Origin of the sequence: Pseudoalteromonas sp. NZS11, from assembly GCF_015864765.1 — a bacterium.
Taxonomy (GTDB): Bacteria; Pseudomonadota; Gammaproteobacteria; order Enterobacterales; family Alteromonadaceae; genus Pseudoalteromonas; species Pseudoalteromonas arctica.
In genome coordinates, this window is the sequence record NZ_JADYWP010000004.1 from 247,971 (window position 1) to 269,734 (window position 21,764).

At 38.5% G+C, this 21,764-nt stretch carries 21 protein-coding genes; 16 read left to right on the forward strand and 5 right to left on the reverse strand.

Annotation, left to right across the window (positions count from 1 at the left end):
- Positions 1 to 9: 9 nt before the first annotated feature.
- Positions 10 to 663: an OmpW/AlkL family protein gene (locus I6E82_RS10705; RefSeq protein WP_002958218.1), complete on the reverse strand. Its 654-nt coding sequence runs from the start codon at positions 661 to 663 to the stop codon at positions 10 to 12.
- A gap of 263 nt (positions 664 to 926) precedes the next feature.
- Here I6E82_RS10705 and dapE point away from each other — a divergent pair, with 263 nt between their 5' ends.
- Entirely contained in the window at positions 927 to 2,111 is a 1,185-nt protein-coding gene (gene dapE / locus I6E82_RS10710) for a succinyl-diaminopimelate desuccinylase (RefSeq protein WP_197117862.1), read from the forward strand.
- A gap of 69 nt (positions 2,112 to 2,180) precedes the next feature.
- Here dapE and I6E82_RS10715 read toward each other — a convergent pair whose 3' ends face one another.
- Positions 2,181 to 3,887: a GNAT family N-acyltransferase gene (locus I6E82_RS10715; RefSeq protein WP_197117863.1), complete on the reverse strand. Its 1,707-nt coding sequence runs from the start codon at positions 3,885 to 3,887 to the stop codon at positions 2,181 to 2,183.
- Between the two features lie 129 nt (positions 3,888 to 4,016).
- On the opposite strand from I6E82_RS10715, the gene I6E82_RS10720 reads away from it, so the two are divergent.
- Both I6E82_RS10720 and I6E82_RS10725 read left to right on the forward strand, forming a co-directional pair.
- Positions 4,017 to 4,937, forward strand: a complete 921-nt coding sequence (locus I6E82_RS10720; RefSeq protein WP_197117864.1) for a 2-hydroxyacid dehydrogenase — start codon at positions 4,017 to 4,019, stop codon at positions 4,935 to 4,937.
- 97 nt (positions 4,938 to 5,034) lie between these two features.
- Positions 5,035 to 5,181, forward strand: a complete 147-nt coding sequence (locus I6E82_RS10725; RefSeq protein WP_197117865.1) for a hypothetical protein — start codon at positions 5,035 to 5,037, stop codon at positions 5,179 to 5,181.
- 178 nt (positions 5,182 to 5,359) lie between these two features.
- On the opposite strand, the gene I6E82_RS10730 is transcribed toward I6E82_RS10725, so the two are convergent.
- Together I6E82_RS10730 and I6E82_RS10735 are read right to left on the reverse strand one after the other, a co-directional pair.
- Positions 5,360 to 5,605 (reverse strand): hypothetical protein, encoded by a 246-nt coding sequence (locus I6E82_RS10730; RefSeq protein WP_002958222.1) that lies wholly within the window; start codon positions 5,603 to 5,605, stop codon positions 5,360 to 5,362.
- Positions 5,606 to 5,711: 106 nt separating this feature from the next.
- Complete coding sequence (locus I6E82_RS10735) at positions 5,712 to 6,155, reverse strand: hypothetical protein (protein WP_121954439.1); 444 nt, start codon at positions 6,153 to 6,155, stop codon at positions 5,712 to 5,714.
- A gap of 113 nt (positions 6,156 to 6,268) precedes the next feature.
- Between I6E82_RS10735 and I6E82_RS10740 the strand changes: the two genes are divergently transcribed.
- Positions 6,269 to 6,652, forward strand: coding sequence for a response regulator (locus tag I6E82_RS10740; RefSeq protein WP_002958224.1), 384 nt, complete (start codon positions 6,269 to 6,271; stop codon positions 6,650 to 6,652).
- Positions 6,653 to 6,727: 75 nt separating this feature from the next.
- Here the strand turns inward: I6E82_RS10740 and rpsT are convergent, their stop codons facing one another.
- A complete protein-coding gene (rpsT, locus tag I6E82_RS10745; RefSeq protein ID WP_002958225.1) occupies positions 6,728 to 6,988 on the reverse strand; it encodes a 30S ribosomal protein S20 in 261 nt (86 codons plus the stop codon).
- Between the two features lie 295 nt (positions 6,989 to 7,283).
- Between rpsT and murJ the strand changes: the two genes are divergently transcribed.
- The 12 genes from murJ to I6E82_RS10805 all read left to right on the forward strand — a co-directional run bounded on the left by murJ (position 7,284) and on the right by I6E82_RS10805 (position 21,758).
- Positions 7,284 to 8,822 (forward strand): murein biosynthesis integral membrane protein MurJ, encoded by a 1,539-nt coding sequence (gene murJ, locus I6E82_RS10750; protein WP_033012718.1) that lies wholly within the window; start codon positions 7,284 to 7,286, stop codon positions 8,820 to 8,822.
- Positions 8,823 to 8,906: 84 nt separating this feature from the next.
- Positions 8,907 to 9,857, forward strand: a complete 951-nt coding sequence (gene ribF / locus I6E82_RS10755) for a bifunctional riboflavin kinase/FAD synthetase (protein ID WP_197117867.1) — start codon at positions 8,907 to 8,909, stop codon at positions 9,855 to 9,857.
- A gap of 5 nt (positions 9,858 to 9,862) precedes the next feature.
- Positions 9,863 to 12,691 carry an isoleucine--tRNA ligase gene (gene ileS, locus I6E82_RS10760; protein WP_024589422.1) on the forward strand — a complete coding sequence of 943 codons (2,829 nt, stop codon included), beginning with the start codon at positions 9,863 to 9,865 and terminating at the stop codon, positions 12,689 to 12,691.
- A 12-nt stretch (positions 12,692 to 12,703) separates the two neighbouring features.
- Positions 12,704 to 13,204 (forward strand): signal peptidase II, encoded by a 501-nt coding sequence (gene lspA / locus I6E82_RS10765; RefSeq protein ID WP_197117869.1) that lies wholly within the window; start codon positions 12,704 to 12,706, stop codon positions 13,202 to 13,204.
- The gene (gene fkpB / locus I6E82_RS10770) at positions 13,201 to 13,641 is read left to right on the forward strand and encodes an FKBP-type peptidyl-prolyl cis-trans isomerase (protein ID WP_002958231.1); all 441 of its coding nucleotides are present in this window, start codon (positions 13,201 to 13,203) and stop codon (positions 13,639 to 13,641) included. Before lspA ends, fkpB begins: the two co-directional genes overlap by 4 nt.
- Entirely contained in the window at positions 13,641 to 14,570 is a 930-nt protein-coding gene (gene ispH / locus I6E82_RS10775) for a 4-hydroxy-3-methylbut-2-enyl diphosphate reductase (protein ID WP_007581370.1), read from the forward strand. The genes fkpB and ispH overlap by 1 nt, the downstream gene beginning before the upstream one ends.
- 39 nt (positions 14,571 to 14,609) lie before the next feature.
- Positions 14,610 to 15,644, forward strand: coding sequence for a sensor histidine kinase (locus I6E82_RS10780; protein WP_197117871.1), 1,035 nt, complete (start codon positions 14,610 to 14,612; stop codon positions 15,642 to 15,644).
- Positions 15,641 to 16,342, forward strand: coding sequence for a LytR/AlgR family response regulator transcription factor (locus I6E82_RS10785; RefSeq protein ID WP_197117873.1), 702 nt, complete (start codon positions 15,641 to 15,643; stop codon positions 16,340 to 16,342). Before I6E82_RS10780 ends, I6E82_RS10785 begins: the two co-directional genes overlap by 4 nt.
- Positions 16,343 to 16,525: 183 nt before the next feature.
- Positions 16,526 to 17,086: a type IV pilus modification protein PilV gene (gene pilV, locus I6E82_RS10790; protein ID WP_197101531.1), complete on the forward strand. Its 561-nt coding sequence runs from the start codon at positions 16,526 to 16,528 to the stop codon at positions 17,084 to 17,086.
- Between the two features lies 1 nt (position 17,087).
- The gene (locus I6E82_RS10795) at positions 17,088 to 18,083 is read left to right on the forward strand and encodes a PilW family protein (RefSeq protein ID WP_007581375.1); all 996 of its coding nucleotides are present in this window, start codon (positions 17,088 to 17,090) and stop codon (positions 18,081 to 18,083) included.
- Positions 18,071 to 18,574 carry a hypothetical protein gene (locus I6E82_RS10800; RefSeq protein WP_007581376.1) on the forward strand — a complete coding sequence of 168 codons (504 nt, stop codon included), beginning with the start codon at positions 18,071 to 18,073 and terminating at the stop codon, positions 18,572 to 18,574. The genes I6E82_RS10795 and I6E82_RS10800 overlap by 13 nt, the downstream gene beginning before the upstream one ends.
- 1 nt (position 18,575) lies before the next feature.
- Complete coding sequence (locus tag I6E82_RS10805) at positions 18,576 to 21,758, forward strand: pilus assembly protein (RefSeq protein ID WP_197117875.1); 3,183 nt, start codon at positions 18,576 to 18,578, stop codon at positions 21,756 to 21,758.
- Positions 21,759 to 21,764: the final 6 nt, after the last annotated feature.

Genomic DNA, 21,764 nt, shown 5'->3' on the forward strand with positions numbered 1-21,764 from the left:
ATATATGCTTTAAAAGCTGTATCTAACACCGAACATAGCAACAACGGGGTCAAGCTCAACAGTTGATGTAAGTGCTTTTGCACCATTAGCATAAACAGTGGCATCGGTATCAATATCCATAATTGATACCATAGCGTGTAAACCCCAGTTTGCATCAATTTTATAGTTAGCGCCTACCTGAGCCATAAAGCCAAACGAATCATCTAATTTTACTTCTACATCGTCTGTTCCTAGTGTTGCTTTAAGTGCTTGAGAGGGTTGCTCATCAAAAAATGCAGTGTAGTTTATGCCTACGCCTATAAAAGGTCTTAGCGCATAGCTTGTATCTAAAAAGTGGTATTGCGCAACTAAAGAAGGAGGAAGCTGTTTTATATCTGCAATTTTGTTGCCTGCTAAGCCGCCTGCGCCATTTACATCGTGTGAAAAAGGTGTTGCTGCTATTAGTTCTAACACCCATTGATCGTTAAATGCATAATCTACAGTGATACCTAGTTGAGTATCTGAATCACCTTTAAGGCCCAGCGTAGGTGCTTCATTAATTGCTGAGCTACTATTATCAGGGTTTACGTTAATAGCGCCAACATTTACGCTAAAGTTAGCGTGTGCAGCTGGAGAGAGTGCTAATAAAGAGGTTAATAATGCGATGCTAATTTGAGTTTTCATGTTGTTCTCCAAGAACTACTGTTTGATTGGCGCTATTATTACCGAGCAATAAAAAAGAAAACTTGTTCTAGATCAAAGTTTAAAAAACATTTTAACCTTGTGGAATGCTTTATTGATTTAGATTAAATTTAGCGTCGTTCTGCTTTTGAAAAGATTGACATATTTATTTCATCAACAGTCATATGAATGTATTAAGGCTGACATCGCTTAGTCATAAACTCACGTTTTAATAAAGGCACATTAAATAATAAAGTGTGTTTAACATGTTTTTAGAAGCATTCGAAAAAAAATCAAAAACAACGGATATTCAAAAAGAAGTTGTAGAGCACTTACAAACACTAATTCGCTTTGAATCAGTAACCCCTAACCAAGCGGGTGCAATTGATTGGCTTGCAGATAAATTGGTGGATTTAGGGTTAAGTTGCGAGCAATTTACTATAAATGGTGTAACCAATTTAATTGCCTGCATAAAATTCAAAGATGGCCCATGTGTTGCTTTTTCAGGGCACATTGATGTAGTACCAGCAACAAGTAGCGGTTGGTTAAGTCCTCCTTTTGAAGGGCGAGTGCGCAATGATGCAATATACGGTAGAGGGGCGGCCGATATGAAAGGGGGTGTTGCCGCCATGCTTAGCGCCACAAAACAGTTAATTAATAGTGAATCCGCTAAAGCAGGGACACTTTACTGGCTTATCACGTCAGATGAAGAGGGAGAAGCTGAATTTGGTTCTCAAGAAATAGTTAATAAGCTTGCCAAGCAAGGTGTTGTATTAGATGGCTGTATTGTAGGGGAGCCATCAAGTGTGGCACAAGTTGGCGATACGGTTAAGAATGGCCGTCGTGGTGCGCTTTCAGCTCGGATTTTAGTTACTGGTAAGGCAGGTCATGTAGCTTATCCTCAAAACACAGTCAATGCTGCTCATATTGCTGCAAAAATAGTAAATAGCTTGAGTGATCAGATCTGGTTACTCGATGTGGCTAGCTCAAAAACCACACTGCAAGTGACTGGAATTAACATAAATAATGTGGTCGATAATTTAGTGCCAAGTCATTGTGAGATTACATTTAATGTACGTTATAGCCACGGTTACAGTAGCGCAGCAGTTAAAATGCAATTAATGAATACCCTAAACAAGTTTGCTGAGCATTTTACAATTGAGTGGGAACGCCCATGCGAGCCTTATTATACAAGCCATAATACGGGTTGGAGTTTACTTACTCATATTGAGCAGGCTATTTACAAAAACACTTCAAGTTACCCATTACTAAGTACAAATGGAGGGACATCAGATGGACGATTTTTTGCCAGCCCCCATACTCAAGTTATTGAATGTGGTGTGCGAAACAATACGATTCATCAAGCTAATGAACACGTATCTATTAGTGATTTACTTAAAATTGAAGCTATTTATACAACTTTACTAGAGCAGATATTTATAAATAATTAAATATAAATCGAGTACTTTATAAATATAAATCGAGTACTTTATAAATATAAAGCACTCTCTTATTATTGGTTATTCTAAATAACGTTTGGCTTTGTTTTCTTTTACATTTTCAAGATCGACCAATACCAATCCATCAATACAATTATTAAAATCGGGATCAATACTAAAGCTTAAAAATTGCACGCCACCTGGTTTACAAAGTTCAGTGTATTGTTTAAATAAAGTAGGGACTTGAGCCCCCATATTAGCTAACACATGCTTTAACTCTACAAAATCTTCTTTTACGTCATTGCCGCAAAAAAGAGTATTGCACTGGGTTAGCTGTTGCTCAGTTAATTTAAATTCATTATTAGGCGTAGCTAATTCAATACCACTTTTATAGTAATGCTGATAGTAATAAACGAGCATGGCTTTTGCTTGCTCGGGTAGAGCATTTGATACACTTACAGCACCAAACAAGTACCTGTACTGTGGATAGCTTTTTATAAAAGCGCCAATGCCATACCATAAATAGTCGAGGCTCTTACGTCCCCAATATTTAGGCTGTACAAAGCTTCTACCAAGCTCAATTCCTTGTTTTAGATAGGGCGTCATAGCGTCGGTATAAGAAAATAAGCTATCAGTATACAAACCTTCGCGGCCATGTTTTTGTATTATCTGTTGTGCACAGGCTAATCGATAAGCACCTACCAGCTCTAGCTGCATTGGGTCCCACAGTACAAGGTGTTGGTAATCCATATCGTATTTATCTATATCACGACGCTTACCACTACCTTCACCGACTGCTCTAAATGCTATTTCTCTCAGACGCCCTAACTCTCTAAAAATAGGTGAGCTACCTGCATATTGGTATAGATGAATATGCATACCGTCTTGCGTTTTACCAAGTAGTTGGCATTGCTCAATTGCTTTTTTTAGCTCTTTTCTGCACTCGGGAACAGCGATAGGTGTTTGTGTTTTTAGCGGCAGTGCTTTTTTTGTTGTAAGCCTATAAAGCTGTTTACGGATGAGGTTTACAACTTCTTTATCTTTAAGATTTTCTATTAAGTAAGATTCAGGAGGGATAGAGGCGCCAATCTCAAACTCTAAAGATTTTTGGCGCTGCTTAAACATTTCGGCCACTAATAGTAAACTTGCCAAAGGTTTATAAATCATTGATGTGCCATAAAAAAGTGGACTGTTTTTGGCTTTAATATAAATAGGTAAAATAGGGCAGTTAGCTTTTTTTGCCATACGTAAAAAGCCACTATTCCATTTGCAGTCTTTAATACCTGTTGGCCCTAATCGCGATACTTCTCCTGCCGGAAATATAAGTAATGCGCCTTCATCCTTTAAATGGTTTTGTATATTACTAAGCTCTTGTTTCTTACTCATGCCTGATAAGTTATCTACGGGGAGTAAAAGTGAGTGCATTGGAGTAACCGACATCAACATGCGGTTTGCCACTACTTTTAAATCCTGTCTTACAGTTGAAAGTACTTTGATAAGTGCTAAAGCATCTAATGAACCAATAGGATGGTTAGCAACGATAACAAGTTTACCCTCATTAGGAATATGTTCTATCTGCTTAGGTTTATAGCGCGTATCAAAATTGAGCTCATCGAGCACTTGTTCAACAAATTCTAATCCTTGTAGGTGAGGGTAGGCATTACCAAAAGTAACAAACTCTTGTTCATGTAATAAGTAGCCTAGGCCTTTTTTTACTAAACCTTTTACTTTTGGAGAGTTCTCTAGTTGTGGTAAATTTGCAGCAATTACTTTATCAACACTTATCATATTAACCTCATATTCCGTTTGGCCTATTCGCCATACATGTAAGATTAAAAAAAGGGTGTGACAGTTACTTTGCAGTAGTGTGACTTTTTAAAGTGCTAACTTATAAACTGTGTATTGTTAGGAGAATTTATGTCGGTATTGGTTGCTATAACTGGGCGTGACAACACAAAACTAATAACGAAGTTACAAGAGCGATTACCAAATACGCTGATAGAGCAATGGCCTGATTGCAAAAACGCACATGATGTGGATTTTGTACTTGCGTGGAAAGCGCCAGAATCTATGTGGCCACAGCTACCTAACTTAAAGGCTGTGTCGTCATTTGGTGCTGGCGTAGACAGTATCGATTTAACATTACTCGACGAAAGTGTTGAAGTAGTACGTATTGTTGACATGCAACTAGCTGAAGATATGGCGGAATATGTACTGACACATGTGTTAGCTCAAAAGTTACGTTTAAAAGAGTATTACATTAAACAAACACAGCAAACATGGAAGCCAAAGCGGGCGCATAGTAATAAACATGTCGGCATACTTGGGTTTGGTGAATTAGGTAAAGCATGCGCGCAAAAGCTTATAAATAATGGCTTTAAGGTAAGTGCCTGGGCGCAAAGTAATAAAAGCGCGGCTAATGTCGAAATTTTTTATGGCGAGGAAGGCCTCAATAGTATGCTTTCTGATGTTGACTATCTTGTATGTCTATTACCCCTTACGCAAGCAACGACAGGCATTATTAATCACTCAATGCTCGCAAAGCTACCTAAACATGCTGTTGTTATTAATGTGGCTCGCGGTGCTCATGTTGTTGAGCAAGACTTACTAAGTGCATTAAATAACGATAGCTTACGCGCAGCTACACTCGACGTATTTGATCAAGAACCTTTAGCGTCGAATCACCCTTACTGGGGAAACCCCAAAATAACGCTTACATCACATTGCGCGGCGATTTCTGATTTAAATAGTGTTCTAGAGCAAATAGCCGATAATATTGAATGCTTGAATAAGGGGTTAGTACTTAATAATCCAATAGATAGAACTAAAGGTTATTAGCTGATAGCTAATTAGTTTAAAAAACAGCTTGTTAACATTTGTAATTTTCATTAGTGTAAAAGGTATTCTCACTAATAAAAAATACAAAGAGGGTGTTATGAAATCGAGTCAAAGTGGCGTTAAATTAAGCCTAGTTATTGTTTCAATTATTATACTTGGTGTTTCAGCTTGGTTTAATCAGGCTAATGCAGAGGATACTCCTTCTAAAATACAAACCCAAAGCGAGTTAATAATAGCGGACTAGCCTACTTACTATGTATTCCTCTTTTTAGCAGTACACAAGCATTATTTTCACAGTAGTGCTTGTGTGCCCCTGAAGCTCTAATTTTCATCTTGATTGAAAGTGCTTTTTAATATTTTTAAATTCTTAACAAAAAAAAGCCCAGCAATGCTGGGCTATTAAATATTCTAGGGAAAAGTTGTTAACTTTGGGTTACATTAAACTGCCCAAATGTATAAACTTTAAACAAGTAAAAAGTATTGATCAACACTAAACTCATATTTGAAATAACACTCGACGACATAAGATCTAAGCTAAATGATAAGAATAATAAACCACACGCACTAATGGCGGCAACGCGCAGCAGTGTTATCTGGTTAATAAAGAATGCACCTAAACCTAGTGCAAGTAGTGTAGTATTTAAAAGCCAATCTAGCTCGTTTAGCATGGTCGTTTCAATAGTTCAGTTGTTGAAAAAAGGAGCGCCATTATGTTGATCTTTTGCGCACCTTTCAACCAAGTAATTTTAAATTTTCAGATTAGTTTTTTTAATGCTAAAAGTAGCTACCGATTGCTGAAAATAAACCATTATCAGCAATTACTTGATACTTTTGGCAGCTCTGCGGTTTTTGTAAGTCACTGCATAAATAAAGGGACTCACGGCTAGAATCATAGGTGGGGTGTAGGTTTGAATCAATTAAAGTAGCCCCCTTGCCAAAGAATCCGGGCCAGTAAACACTCTCACTTACCATCCCTAATTTTTTATAGGTGAGTAAGGTAGGTTTTGGAAAAGCTAAAATTATTACAGCAACGACAGCGAGTGATATAAACAGTCCTTTTTTTTGCGTTGTTTTTTGGCTTATATCATTCTTTGCACTGGAATTTAACTCGCTAGGTGAAGGGCGCTGAGTAGAACGCTGAGGTTTTCTTTTTTGCGCTGTTTTTTTTCTTGCCGGTGCTTTACCTAGCAACGATTGTTTATTTGGGGTTTTAGACATAAAGCAAATCTGGCCTTTTTTCCGTAGGTCTCTATAATTAAATGAGTAAATTTATATACTAAGCTAATTATTATGATAACTTAAAGTTAGCTTATAGCCTACGAGGAATAAAGATGAATACGCAGCTATCAATTTTAATTGTAGATGACGTTAGCACAGTGCGTAGTTTTTTGAGCCAAACGCTCATGCACTTAGGGATAGATAACGTAAAGGAAGCATCTACTGCCTCACAATGTATTAGTGAGTGCCAAGCTGCAAATTATAATATCATTTTTTTAGACATTGAATTGCCAGACGGTGATGGTAAAGATTTGATTGCACAAATCAATGAATTAAGCCCAGAGACAAATGTGGTTATGGTGTCGGCACATTCAGGTATTGAGAATGTTAAGGATGCAATTGATAAAGGCGCTAAAGGGTTTGTAGTAAAGCCATTTACACCTAAAAAAATAGCGGCAATGCTTAAGAAGTTTTATCCAGATTTAGAAAATGTCTAATAAAGTAAGTACATTTAAAATTTAAACAAAAAAAAACCGGCAAAAGCCGGTTTTTTATATTCTATCAAAAACAAATTATAGAGCTTTAATCTTAGCTGCTATACGGCTCTTATGACGAGCTGCTTTGTTTTTGTGAATTAGACCCTTAGTTGCGTAACGGTCTAGGATAGGTGTAGCAACAGAAAAAGCTTGCTGTGCAGCTTCTTTATCGCCCGCTTCAATAGCAACAATTACTTTTTTGAAGTAAGTGCGCATCATTGAACGACGGCTTGCGTTGTGCTGACGGTTTTTTTCGCTTGTGATAGCGCGTTTTTTTGCAGACTTGATGTTAGCCAAGGTTTGCTCCTAACAATCTTAAAATAAAGCTTAAATTAAAGGCCGTGGAATATGCCTGTTTCTATCATGAATGTCAATTTAAATTTAACAATCCAAGAAAAACTGCACCATATAACGAGCATCAATTTGCCGCTTTAGCAGTTAATACCGACATTGTAACAAAGCACAGACCCCCAGCCTAGTGCTTTAAAGCGATTTATAAAAAAGACTGTGGCATAATCGCCTATCTTGAGGATTTTTGAGTAGGTTTAAGGTGTCAAAAGGTTTATTTCGCTCCGGTATGATTGTTAGTTGTATGACTATGATATCGCGTATTTTAGGGCTCGTTCGAGATGCAGTCGTTGCCAATTTATTAGGCGCAAGTGCGGCGGCTGATGTTTTTTTATTTGCTAACCGTATTCCTAATTTTTTACGTCGTTTATTTGCAGAAGGTGCCTTCGCACAAGCATTTGTACCCGTGCTGAGTGAAATTAAAGAACAGCAAGGCGACGACAAGGTCAGACTTTTTGTTGCACAAGCAGCTGGCACATTAGGAACCATTTTACTGATTGTCACTATTATAGGTGTTGTTGCTTCACCCGTTATTGCAGCATTGTTTGGCACCGGTTGGTTTATAGATTGGTGGCAAGGCGGACCCAATGCCGAAAAGTTTGAACTTGCAAGTTCATTACTTAAATTTACATTCCCTTATTTGTTTTTTGTAAGCTTAGTTGCGCTTAGTGGTGCGGTAATGAACGTGTATAACCGTTTTGCTGTTGCTGCATTTACACCTGTTCTACTCAATGTTTCTATTATTACGTGTGCAATTTTTTTACATGATAAATTTAGTGTCGGGGCTTATTCACTCGCAATTGGCGTATTTATTGGTGGCGTTGTGCAGTTATTGTTTCAACTTCCATTTTTATACCGTGCAAAAATGTTGGCGCGTCCACGCTGGGCATGGCAAGACGAAAACGTAAAAAAAGTACGTAAACTTATGCTTCCTGCTTTGTTTGGTGTATCTATTAGCCAAATTAATTTGTTGCTTGATACCATGATTGCTTCATTACTGATGACAGGCTCGATTGCATGGCTTTATTATTCAGACCGTTTAATTGAATTTCCGTTGGGCTTATTTGGTATTGGTATTGCGACAGTTATTTTACCGGCGCTCTCTAGGTTACATAGCAGTAAAAAAAGTAGTGACTTTCAGCATACCCTCGACTGGGGGGTGCGTTTTGTTATATTTTTAGGCCTACCAGCAATGATAGGTCTAATGATCATCAGCCCGCTTATTATCACCGTATTGTTCGACCACGGTGCGTTTAAAGAAGACAGTGTTGATCATGTTAAAGCAGTTAGTTTAGGCGTAGTCGCATATTCAGTAGGGCTTGTAAGCTTTATGCTGATTAAAGTACTTGCTCCTGGCTTTTATGCTCGTCAAGACACAAAAACGCCGGTGCGTATTGGTATTATTACCTTAGTGTTGAATATGGTATTTAATATTATGCTGGCTCCTTTCATTGGTTATTTAGGATTAGCACTCGCTACTTCGCTATCGGCTAGTTGTAATGCATTTTTGCTGTATAGGCAGCTTAAAAAAGAAAATGTGTATCAATTTTCATCAATGAGTATGCGCTTTACACTAAAATGTGTTGTTGCAAGTATGGTTATGGGAGCTGTTACATGGTTTGTGAGCAGTTACTATTACTGGGCTACATGGGCTTTTACACAGCAGGTAGTCTTATTAATAGCACTCGTGGCTTTGGCAGGTATTAGTTACTTTGCAATGCTATTTTTGATGGGCGTTAGATTAAATACGATAAAAAGTGTAGCAATTACTGAATCAAACTAAAAAAAAGATTATAATCGGCAACTCTGCGGCTTTAATTAATTTTCAGTCGTAATTAATAGCTCGCTAAACAAGGCATTAGGTGGCATGGAGTTAATTAGAGGTATACACAATATTCGCCCACACCACTTTGGTTGTGTGTTAACTATTGGTAATTTTGACGGTGTTCATTTAGGCCACGCAGAAGTACTAAAAGGCTTACTTACTGATGCTAAAGCGCATAGTTTGTCTAGCACTGTAATGCTATTTGAACCCCAGCCACAAGAATTTTTTGCTAAAAACAATGCCCCAGCACGGCTAACGCGCTTACGAGATAAGCTACGTTTGCTTAGTGATTTGGGTATTGAGCGAGTTATTTGCATTAGCTTTAATCAGCAATTTGCAAACATGCATGCTGAGCAATTTGTTAATGATATTTTGATTAAAAAGTTAGGTGTTAAAGCTCTCACTGTTGGCGATGATTTTAAGTTTGGAAAGCAGCGCCAAGGTAACTTTGACTTACTTGCTAGCATGGGCAGGCAAGCGGGCATGGACGTAAAAAGCACCGCGAGTTTTCGTCAATTAAATGCTAGAGTAAGCAGCACTTTAATACGAGATGCTTTGGCATCTGGTGACTTAGCAAGTGCTAAAACAATGCTTGGTCACGATTATGCTATTTCTGGGCGTGTTATACACGGCTGGAAAAGAGGACGTGAACTCGGTTTTAGAACGGCAAATATTGCCCTAAAACGCCAAGTGTGTCCTGTCAACGGGGTGTTTGCAGTGCAAGCAACGATTGCAGGAAAACAGATTTTTGGAGTTGCAAATGTAGGCAATAAGCCGACATTTAATGGAACTCGTGCATTATTAGAAGTTCATCTTTTTGATTTTGCACAGGATATTTACGGACAATTTATGCATGTGGAGTTAATAAAAAAACTTCGCAATGAAAAAAAATTCGAGACATTAACACAATTAACGGCGCAAATAGCAACTGATGTTGCTGCCGCTAAGCAGTGTTTTGGTTTAAATCAGGTAGCCGATAGAGACGGAATGTAGGATAAATGAGCGACTATAAACATACTTTGAACTTACCGGAAACACCGTTTCCAATGCGTGGCAATTTGGCACAACGTGAACCAAAAATGCTTAAAGCATGGTATGAAGACGACCTGTACGGTCAAATTCGCAGCGCTAAGAAAGGTAAAAAGACCTTTATTTTGCATGACGGCCCTCCGTATGCAAATGGCGACATCCATTTAGGCCACTCAGTTAATAAAATATTAAAAGACATTATTGTTAAGTCTAAAACATTATCTGACTTTGATTCACCATTAGTCCCAGGTTGGGATTGTCATGGTTTACCAATCGAGTTAATGGTTGAGAAAAAAGTAGGCAAGCCGGGCGTAAAAGTAACCGCGAGCGAGTTTCGTGAAAAATGCCGTGCATACGCTAAAAAACAAGTTGAAGGTCAAAAAGTTGATTTTAAACGTTTAGGCGTATTTGCAGATTGGGATAAGCCTTACTTAACAATGAACTTTGACTTTGAAGCGAATGCAATTCGTGTACTTGGTCGTATTATTGAAAAAGGCCATTTGCATAAAGGTGCTAAGCCTGTGCATTGGTGTACAGATTGTGGTTCTGCATTAGCAGAAGCTGAAGTTGAGTACCAAGATAAGCAATCACCAGCGATTGATGTACGTTTTACATTTGTTGATCAAGATGCTGTTGTTAGTGCATTTGATTTGGCTGATGGTCATAAAGGTGAAGGCAGTGTTGGTACTGTTATTTGGACAACAACACCGTGGACGCTTCCAGCAAACCGCGCGGTAGCTGTGCATGCCGATTTAGAATATGCATTGGTGCAGGTTGAAGATGAAGGCGTACAACAACGTCTAATTTTAGGCTCTGAGCTTGTTAAAGATGCAATGGACCGCTTTGGTTTTAATCACTTCCACGTATTAGGTTATGTAAAAGGTGCTGCACTTGAAAACTTACAAGTAGCCCATCCTTTTTATGATTTTAATGTACCAGTGATTGTTGCAGAACACGTAACGACTGACTCAGGTACCGGTGTTGTACATACAGCACCAGGGCATGGTCAAGAAGATTTCGTGGCTGGTTTAAATTACAACCTTGAAGTAGCTAACCCTGTTGGCGCTAATGGCGTTTATTTACCAGATACTGAACTTTTTGCAGGTCAGCATGTATTTAAAGCAAATGCGAGCGTAATTGAAGTATTAAAAGAGCACGGTGCATTAATGCATCATCATGCTATAACTCATAGTTACCCACATTGTTGGCGCCATAAAACACCGATTATTTTCCGTGCTACACCGCAATGGTTCGTAAGTATGGATCAGGCTAACTTGCGTGAAGATTCTTTAAAAGAAATTAAAAACACGCAGTGGTTGCCAGAGTGGGGCGAAAGCCGTATTTCGAACATGGTTGAAAGCCGCCCAGATTGGTGTATATCTCGCCAACGTACTTGGGGTGTGCCAATTGCATTGTTTGCAGATAAAGATACCGGTGCACTTCATCCAAACACTCAAGAACTCATTGAGCAAGCTGCACAGCTAGTTGAAAAATCTGGTATTCAGGCATGGTACGATTTAGAACCAGCCACATTACTTGGTGAAGAAGATGCCAAGCAATATATGAAAGTGCAAGATACGCTAGATGTATGGTTTGACTCAGGTGTTTCACACGCATGTGTTGTAGACGCACGTGAAGACTTGGTTGGTCCAGCTGATTTATACCTTGAAGGTTCTGATCAGCACCGTGGTTGGTTTATGTCATCAATGATGACATCAGTGGCTATTAATGGTCATGCACCATACCGCCAAGTATTGACTCATGGTTTTACTGTTGATGAAAACGGCCGCAAGATGTCTAAGTCACTAGGTAATGTTATTTCACCACAAAATGTGATGAATAAACTAGGTGCCGACATTCTACGTTTATGGGTTGCCTCTACCGATTACACGGCAGAAATGACTGTGTCGGATGAAATATTTAAACGCTCTGCCGATCGCTACCGCCGTATTCGTAACACTAGCCGTTACTTACTAGCTAACCTAAATGGTTTTGATCCAAAAACAGATCAAGTTGCTGTTGATGATATGGTTGAGCTTGATAAGTGGATTGTTGGTCGTGCTGCTCAGTTGCAAGACGAAATTTTAGCCGCATACGATAGCTACCAAATGCTATTAGTAACGCAAAAGCTAATGAACTTCTGTACGGGTGAGCTTGGTTCGTTCTATTTAGACGTCATTAAAGATCGTCAGTACACAGCTAAGAGTGACAGCCATGCACGTCGTTCTTGTCAAACAGCGCTTTATCATATTGCAGAAGCAATGACGCGTTGGATGGCACCTATTATGAGCTTTACCGCACAAGAAATTTGGGAAGCTTTACCGGGTGAGCGTAGTGACTACGTATTTACATCTGTTTGGTATGATGGCTTACAAGCGCCAACAAATAGCCAATTTAGTAACGATGACTGGTTAGAAATTCTAACAGTACGCGACGAAGTAAACCGCTTATTAGAAGCTGCACGTAAAGAAGAAGTCATTGGTGCAACGCTTCAAGCAACGGTTAATTTATTTACTGGTAAAGAGCTTGCCGCTAAATTAAATGCGCTTGGTGATGAACTGCGTTTTGTATTATTAACATCGGCCGTAAATGTTTCTGAAGTTGATAGTCAGCCAGCTGATACACAAGCTACCGAAATTGAAGGTTTATTCATTAGTGTTGCTGCAACAGATGCTGCTAAATGTGAGCGTTGTTGGCATTACAGCGAAGATGTAGGTGTTAACCCTGCTCATCCTGAAATTTGTGGTCGTTGTGTAAGTAATGTTGACGGCGAAGGCGAAAAGCGTCAATTCGCTTAGGAGTTATTCTTAGTGAACAAACTAGCCCAAAAAAGTGGTTTAGTGTGGCTTTGGTTGAGTCTATTACTATTAGTAATAGACTTTGCCAGTAAAACACTTGTTGTAGGGACTATGGCTTATCAAGAGTCGATAAACTTACTCCCTGTTTTTAGTATTACTTATGTGCATAACTATGGTGCTGCTTATAGCTTTTTAAGTGAAGCGGGTGGTTGGCAGCGTTGGTTTTTAAGTGCGATTGCTATTGCTATTAGTGCTTTGCTTGTGTGGTGGCTAAAACGCTTACCTGCAACAAACAAAGTACTATGCGGTGCTTATGCACTGGTACTTGCAGGCGCTATTGGTAATTTATACGATCGTATTGCGTATGGTTATGTAATCGACTTTATTCACGTATTTTATAAAGACTCACATTTTCCTGTATTTAATATTGCTGATTGCGCTATTTGTATTGGCGCAGCATTATTGTTATTTGATGCCTTTACCGGCGAGAGTCCGAAGGAGCATAAAGCATGAGCCAAGCTGTAATTGGTGAAAACTCGCAAGTTATTTTCCATTTTTCTATTAAATTAGAAGATGGCTCTGCCGCCGATTCTACCAAGGTGCACAACAAACCTGCTAAATTAACAATGGGCGATGGCAGTTTAACGGCAAACTTCGAAAAGTGTTTATTAGGTTTAACTGCAGGCGAAAGTAAAACGTTTGAATTAGAACCTGAAGATGCGTTTGGTCAGCCAAATCCAGATAATATTTACTACGTTGACCGTAGTAAATTTGGCCCAGAAACACCAGCCAAAGTAGGTGCAATTATTGCGTTTACTCAACCTGACGGTACTGAGCTTCCTGGATTAGTTCGCGAAGTGCAAGGTGAGTCGGTAACGATTGATTTTAATCACCCTTTATCTGGCCAACGTTTAACGTTTGAAGTTGATATTATTGAGGTGGAAGGTTAATGGAAATATTACTAGCTAATCCACGCGGCTTTTGCGCTGGTGTTGACCGTGCTATTAGTATTGTTGAGCGCGCCCTAGATATTTTTGAAAAGCCAATTTATGTGCGCCACGAAGTAGTACATAACCGCTATGTGGTTGATGGATTAAAAAGTCGTGGTGCGGTATTTGTTGAAGAGCTTGATCAAGTACCTGACGACAGCATTGTTATTTTTAGTGCACATGGTGTTTCGCAAGCTGTTCGCTCAGAGGCTAAACGTCGTGATTTAAAAGTATTTGATGCAACGTGTCCGCTTGTAACTAAAGTACATATGGAAGTTACACGTGCGAGTCGTAAAGGTATTGAGTGTATTTTAATTGGACACCATGGCCACCCTGAAGTAGAGGGAACAATGGGACAATATGATAACTCAGCCGGTGGCATTTATCTTGTTGAAACCGTTGATGATGTTGTTGCGCTTAATGTAAAAAATGCTGAAAATCTTTTTTATTGCAGCCAAACAACACTCTCAGTTGATGACACAGCAGATGTTATTGATGCACTACGCAATAAATTCCCATCAATTGACGGACCTCGTAAAGATGACATTTGTTATGCAACGCAAAATCGTCAAGACGCTGTTCGTGACTTAGCTGATAAAGTTGATGTGCTATTAGTTGTTGGCGCTAAAAATAGCTCTAACTCTAATCGCTTACGTGAACTTGCAGATAAAATGGGCACAGTTGCTTATTTAATTGATGACGCAACTGATGTACAAGAACAGTGGGTTTCAGGCTCTAAATCAGTTGGCGTAACTGCGGGAGCATCTGCGCCAGAAGTACTTGTACAACAAGTAATAAGCCGATTAAAAGAGCTAGGTGGCACACAGGTTGTTGAGAACCCAGGTGAAGTAGAAAATATAGTATTTGCTGTTCCTGTAGAGCTACGTTAATTTAAATATATTAAACATTTAGATTAAAGGAGAGTCGTTATGAGCAAGTCACTTCAAAATGATGGTTTGCTTTTTTCGGCTCTTTTTAATGAGCGAGGCGTATTAGCCACGCTTATTGTTTCTCAAGTTATTGCTATTGTTTTAGCTTTTGCACCTAATGTAGAAGGAGATATTTGGCTACGACTTGGGATCATTAGTTTGTTTATGCATTTAATTGTTTTAGTCGGTACCTCTTCTTTATACTTCTGTAGATTTTTCTTACAAAAACGTACTCAAACTTTTCAATTAAGTCTATTTTTTGCCTTTTTTTTATTATCTACCTGTATTTTTAGTATTTTATTTTCTCATTTTGCTTTTGATATAGATGATACAAATAACCTAATTTATTTCACACTTCGCAATTGCATTATAGTGGCTTTACTGGCGGCTTTATTCGTCCAGTTTTTATTAATTCATTTTGAAAAAGAGCAGCAAACTAAAGCGCTTTCTCGTGCTGAGCTTGATGCCCTACAAGCTAGAATACGTCCTCATTTTTTATATAATAGTTTAAACACTGCTGCAGAGCTTACTCATCATGATGCCGATGCTGCAGAACAGGCTATTTTAGCATTAGCCGCCTTATCGCAGGCTGCAATGCACTCGGGGAAGAATGTATCTCTTGAAGATGAAATAACGTTGAGTAAGCAATATATCGCACTTGAAACGTGGCGTTTTGGTAATCGCTTAAGAGTTGATTGGCAAATACCTAATGAACTACCCGCATTGAGCATTCCTTGCTTAACCCTGCAGCCATTAATTGAAAATGCGGTATGCCACGGCGTTGAAACAAGTGAGCATGGTGCAGAAATAAAAGTAGAGCTACATATCACTACCGGCTATATAACCATGATTGTTTCTAACCCTATAACAATTTCTAATGCTCAAACTAGGCCTAATAACGGAATGGCGCTTGAAAATATTCGCCAGCGATTAAATATTTATTATAAAAATAAAGCGCAGCTAACAATTACTAATAAAAATGATGTGTTTAGGGTCAAGGTCGTTATCCCTAAGCTAATTGAGGGCCGCGTATGAATGTGCTCATTGTTGATGATGAACCTCTTGCGAGATCTCGCTTAATCCGTTTGTTAGCACACGATAAAAGTATAGTTGTACAAGGTGAGGCAAGTAATGGTAATGAAGCCCTAGTACTTGCTAAAAAGCAAACGCCAGATTTGATTTTTTTAGATGTTGATATGCCTGGTATGAATGGTTTACAAGTTGCTAATGAGCTCAATAGTTTAACTCTACCTCCTGCTATTGTTTTTATAACTGCCCACCCTGAGCATGCCTTCGATGCTTTACAATTAAGCGCTGCAGGTTATTTAGTTAAACCTATTTCAGAGCAATCATTGCAAAAGGTGCTTAAGCAAGTCGGGCGTTTAAATAAAGTACATATTCAAAAACAACAAAATGTAAAAATCTCTTATCAGCTAGCAGGTACCCTACGTAGTGTTGATATAAATGATGTTTTGTATTTTAGTGCCGAAGAAAAGTATACCAAAATGATATTCTCGGGTGGAGAGGCTTTACTTGAGCAAAGCCTAAAGCAATTAGAGCTGCAATATCCCACATATGTTTTACGAATTCACCGCAATACATTGGTGAATAAACAAAAAGTAATAGCCTTGCATTCAAAAGGGAATGGCAATCATATGATTGAGCTACAAGGGTGCAGTGAGTTATTGCCAGTGAGCCGCCGCGAGCTTAAATTAGTTAAAAATACGCTTTAGACTTATTTCGCAATTAAGTTGCCTCTGACTTAAATGCATTTACACTTAATTACTACTGTTTTGTTGAATGAGCCGATTTAATTAACCGTTTATCAACAAATATAACCGCTTGTCTTAGTCCTCATTGATTCCTCAAATAAATAGCATAAACTTATAATCAGATAATTTTTATTTGGTTCTACTATGCAGTCATCTCAAACAAAAGTGCAAAGAGGCTTCACTCTAATTGAAGTGTTAATTGCATTTATTATTCTTAGTTTTGGCCTTTTAGGCGCAGTTGCCCTGCAAGCAAAAGCAAAGCAAGCAAGCTTTGATTCTATGCAACGTGCTGCTGCAGTTGCACTTGGTAATGATATTGTGCAGCGTATCCGTGCTAACGATACCCCTCAAATAGCCGGACTGTACACACAAACATTTGATAGTGAAACTGCAACGACAACCTCGCAAACGTGCTTTACAAATACTTGTAGCGCAGCGCAAGTTGCGGCCTTAGATCTTGAGCAGTGGAAAAGAGCTATAAGAGCTCGAGAAAATACGGGGTCTTTAGATGGTGCTACCGTATGTATTGCACCTACAGTAGTTGCTGGCTCGGGTGGTAAGGCATTTAATTTAGAAGTAATTGTTTCGTGGCAAGGTCGACAAGAGTTTAATGCAAATGATGCTACTGGCGCAATAAAGTGTGGAACGGCTGACAAAAAGCGCCGCTTAGTTGTATTAACTAGTTACATTTACCTTAGGAGCTAACATGAAGCAAAAAGGTTTTACACTTGTAGAAATGATGATTTCATTATTTATTGGTGGATTAATACTAGGTGGCGTTATGTTCACCTATATAGGTATGAAAGTAACCACTAAAGATACGATGACTATTGGTGAACTTCAAGAATCAGGGCGCCTTGCAATTAACATAATGCAACGTGATATTGAACAAATTGGCTTTTGGGGAACTTATTATGACGATTCGTTCACTGCAGTAAATACAGATACACTAGCAAACCCTGGAACAGACTGCTTTGAAGGATTAAATAATGGGAGTTTTCCTGATTTTGCTACAGCTAGTAATTTTAGAACTATTTACGCAAAGGTTGCTGGAGAATCAAAAGAGCTTAACTGCCTAAATAATCCGATTAAAAGCACTGACATTATTCAATTAAAATTTTTACAAGGTAAGAGCTTAACAGTTAATACAGTAACTAATGAGACTCAGGCTGATGAAAACTACTTTGTAGCTGAGCAAGAAAAAGCTCAATTTTTCCGTGGAACGGTTAACGCTGCGACTCTTAATGTTAATGCAACCGTTTGGCCTTACAGCCATCATGTTTATTATCTATCAGAACAAACTTATAAAGTTAATAATAAAAATTTAACTGTACCTGCATTAATGAGAAAGCGCCTGGTTGGTGGAAGCATCAACACAGAAACTATTATGGAAGGTGTTGAGAACATGCGGTTTGTTTTTGGTCTTGATACTAACAGTGATAATCGTGTAGATACCTACCGAAGTATTCAAGATATGAAGTATACAGATTGGGAAAATCGTAAAGGTATTTTAACTGTTCAGGTTTTTTTATTAATACGCGCATTACAGCCAGACCCAGGAGTTAAAATTAAAAACCAAACTTATACGTTAGGTGAGGATGAAGATAAGCGTGTATTAACATTTACCGATAATTTCAGACGTACTGTGTTTACTACTACTATTCGATTAAATAATGTTGGATCAAATTTATGGCGTATTTAAAACAATCACGAAAAAAACAGCAAGGTGTAGTTCTAATTACAGCTTTAATAATGGTTATTGCAGTGACCGGTATTGCTGTAACGCTTATGAGCAGTAGTAGTATTGATATTAAAATTACCAATGCAGCACAAGAGCGCGAAGTGGCCGAAAATGAACTCATTGGTGAAGTGCAGCGCATGATCTCTGATGAGGCAAATCAAGGCGCTAATAATCAGTTCTTCCTGACTCCCGATGAAGTAACTGCAATCGCGGATGGTGATGACAAAGGTATGGTGATTGCAAATCATGCAGATATGCAAAGCAAAATGACTAACCTGAACAAGGGGGCGTTAGATTTAGAATGTCCTCGACGCTTTAATTTTACTGCAGGTATATCGTGCAATATGTTACAGGTTGCCACCACAATAGAATATGGATCTAAAAGTAAGCATGAACTAACTATTGTTACAGGTATAGCACAAGAAATGGCCAGCGTAAGCAAGGGGATTTAAGATGAAATTTAAATTAAACAAAGTGTTAGCCTCTTTGCTTGGCTTAACAATAAGTATGTCGGTATTCGCTGAGGATATTGAGCTTTATGTAAATCATGATGTAGAGACAGACGAAAATCCAAGAGTGTTAATGATATTTGATACCTCTGGGAGTATGGCCTGGGATGTTGTAGATGGAGGCCAGTGTTATCGTCGATATCAAAATGGACAGTTTTATACATCAGATTGTTTTAAAAGTCAGACTTACTTTAGTTACACACAGCAATGTTACAAGTCTGTAAACGGATATGCACAAGCTGTTTGTGAAGATAGCCGCTTATTAGTAGCAAAAAACGCTGTTAGCCAACTTATTACCGATAATGATGATATTGATTTTGGTTTAATGAGATTTAGAGAAAGTTCAGGTGGCTATGTACTAGCAAGGCTTGGTGCTAACAAAAACACTTTACTTAATGAAGTTGACGATTTGCCTGCAAGTGGTGCAACTCCTTTAACTGAAACATTATGGGAGGCGTATAGGTATATTACTGGGCAAAGCCTTTATTATGGGTATGGTATTAACAGCAGAGATAAAGCAGCCGATGCTAATGGAACTTATAAGTCACCATTTAAAAAGGAATCAGGAGATCCTCTCAGGTGCGATAACTCAATTAATATTATTTTGATGACTGATGGAGACCCTACTAACGATGATGGTCGTGATGATCAGATTAAAAGTGTACATAATAATTTATTTAATGATTCAATCCCTTTTGTGAGCGGTGATTATTCTAATAGCTATTTAGTTGCTCTATCAAAAATAATACATGGAACAAATAATACAAAAGTAGATTTATACTCTGATACAAGTGATGTGCTAGATACTGGTAGAGTTTTTACCATTGGCTTTGGCACAGGAATGAGCGAGGGCGGTATCGACTTACTAGAGAAAGCTGCATCAGTTGGTGGAGGCCAGTACTTAGAGGCGCGAACTTCAGAAGCTTTATCTGAAGCATTAAAAAATACTATTTCAAGAATTAGAGAAGTAAATGATAGTTTTTCATCGCCTTCAGTTGCGAGTAATAATGTAGATCAAACTCGTAGCCGGGATGCTGTTTATTTTGCCATGTTTTACCCTGAAACCGGTGCTCGTTGGCGTGGAAACTTAAAAAAACTGAAAGTATCAGGGAATCAAATTGTTGATTCAAAAGGATTGTCGGCACTTGATGAGAATGGCTTAATTGACGAAAATGCAGAAACATTTTGGTTGCCAAGTGGGGAGCCAGCAGATGGTAACTTAGTTGCACAAGGTGGTGTGAACCTTCATTTAACGACATTAGATTCAGATAGCCGTAATTTATACACTGACAATCAGGGAGCTATAGTAAATTTTAATACCTCAGTTGTGAGTGATATTCTCAATTTAGTCGATAACAATCCGCTAAGCTTATCGAGTAATGATATCAAATGGGCAATGGGTATAGACGTTGATGATGAAGATGGCGATGGGTCTAGCGTTGACCAGCGCAAAGATATTTTTGGTGACCCTCTGCATTCTAAACCTGTTGCAATCGATTATGGTAATGATGATATTCGAGTTTTGATAGGAACTAATGCTGGCTTTTTACATATGTTTAAGGATTCAGATGATAGTGTAAGTGAAAGTTGGGCATTTATACCGTCTGCTTTATACAACATTATTGAACCTCTACGTGAAAATCAAGCCGATACGAAAGTATATGGTGTGGACGGTCCTATTAGTATTTATTTTGATAATAAAAACTTAAATAGTGATGGTTTAAATGACGGTATTATTGATGCGAGTGGCGACGATAAAGTGTGGGCTTTTGCGGGGATGCGTCGCGGTGGTAAAAATTACTACGGACTTGATATAACAAATCCGAACATACCGAAAAAATTATGGGACGCTCCAATCGAAGGTGGTAAAGGTGATTTTAAAGAGCTTGCACAAACCTGGTCAAAGCCACAAATAGCCTACATTAAAGCATTTGGGGATAAACCCTTATTAGTTTTTGGTGCTGGTTATGATACTAATAAAGACGCAGCTATCCGTAGTGAAGATAGTACAGGGCGAGGTATCTATATTGTTGAAGCCGAAACAGGTAAAAGAGTATGGGCATTAACACCCGATATTAATGGCTTTAAAGGTAAGCATAGTATTGCTGCAGATATAACCACGCTTGACTCAGATTATGATGGATATATAGACCGAATTTATGCGGCAGATACAGGTGGAGATATTTGGCGTATAGATATGCCTGGTAGTAATACTAGCGAGTTTAGCCACTTTAAATTAGCTGAGCTTGGTAGTAATAAAGCAACTGAGGACCGACGCTTTTTCTATAAACCACTCGTAGCACGTACAATTTATAGTAAAGTAAGCGAGTCAACAGTTAATGGTAGCACCGTTATAACACGCTTAGATACACCGTATGATGCGATAGTTATCGGCAGTGGTAATCGCTCAAAACCAACCGGCACCAATGAAAAAGATCAATTGTTTATGATCAGAGATGAAAATACGGTTACTAAATCGTATAAAACGAATGCACCAGATACTATTGTGCCTGCTGATTTGATGCAAATGAATTCAGACCCATTTGGCAATGCTCTAGATGACGTTGATGATTTTGTTGACTTAGAAGTAGACTTGGCTAAATTTAATGGCTGGAGATATGAGTTAGGAACGGGTGAAAAGTCGCTAGCTGCTGCCACAGTTGTTGGAGGTGTTGCCTATTTTACAAGCTTCACACCTGCATCAGATACATCGACTGAAAATCAATGTTCGCTAAGTGGTGGTGGTGGTTCTTTATACGCTTTTCACTTACATTACGGTACTAAGGTGTATGACGACCTTAAATTTACAACCAGCTATGATGTACCAGACACACCTCAGTTATACTTTGGTGAAAGCCCTTCATGTGTAGATGGTAATGGCGATGGTAAATGTGATGACGACCCAACAGTTGACGTAATACAAGAAAGTCAGTTTTATTTAATTGGGCCTGGTATTAAAGGTGAAAATGCGGAAAATCCAATGAAACCTGTAGAAATAAAAGGTCCTGGTTTAACTGTTGTCGATGGTAAAGTTGTGTTGGTTAATGACAATACAGTAGGGTTTGGCTTTAAAACCCAACAAACATATATCTATAAACGTGAAGAAAATGACGAAGTTAATAATTAAGGAAAT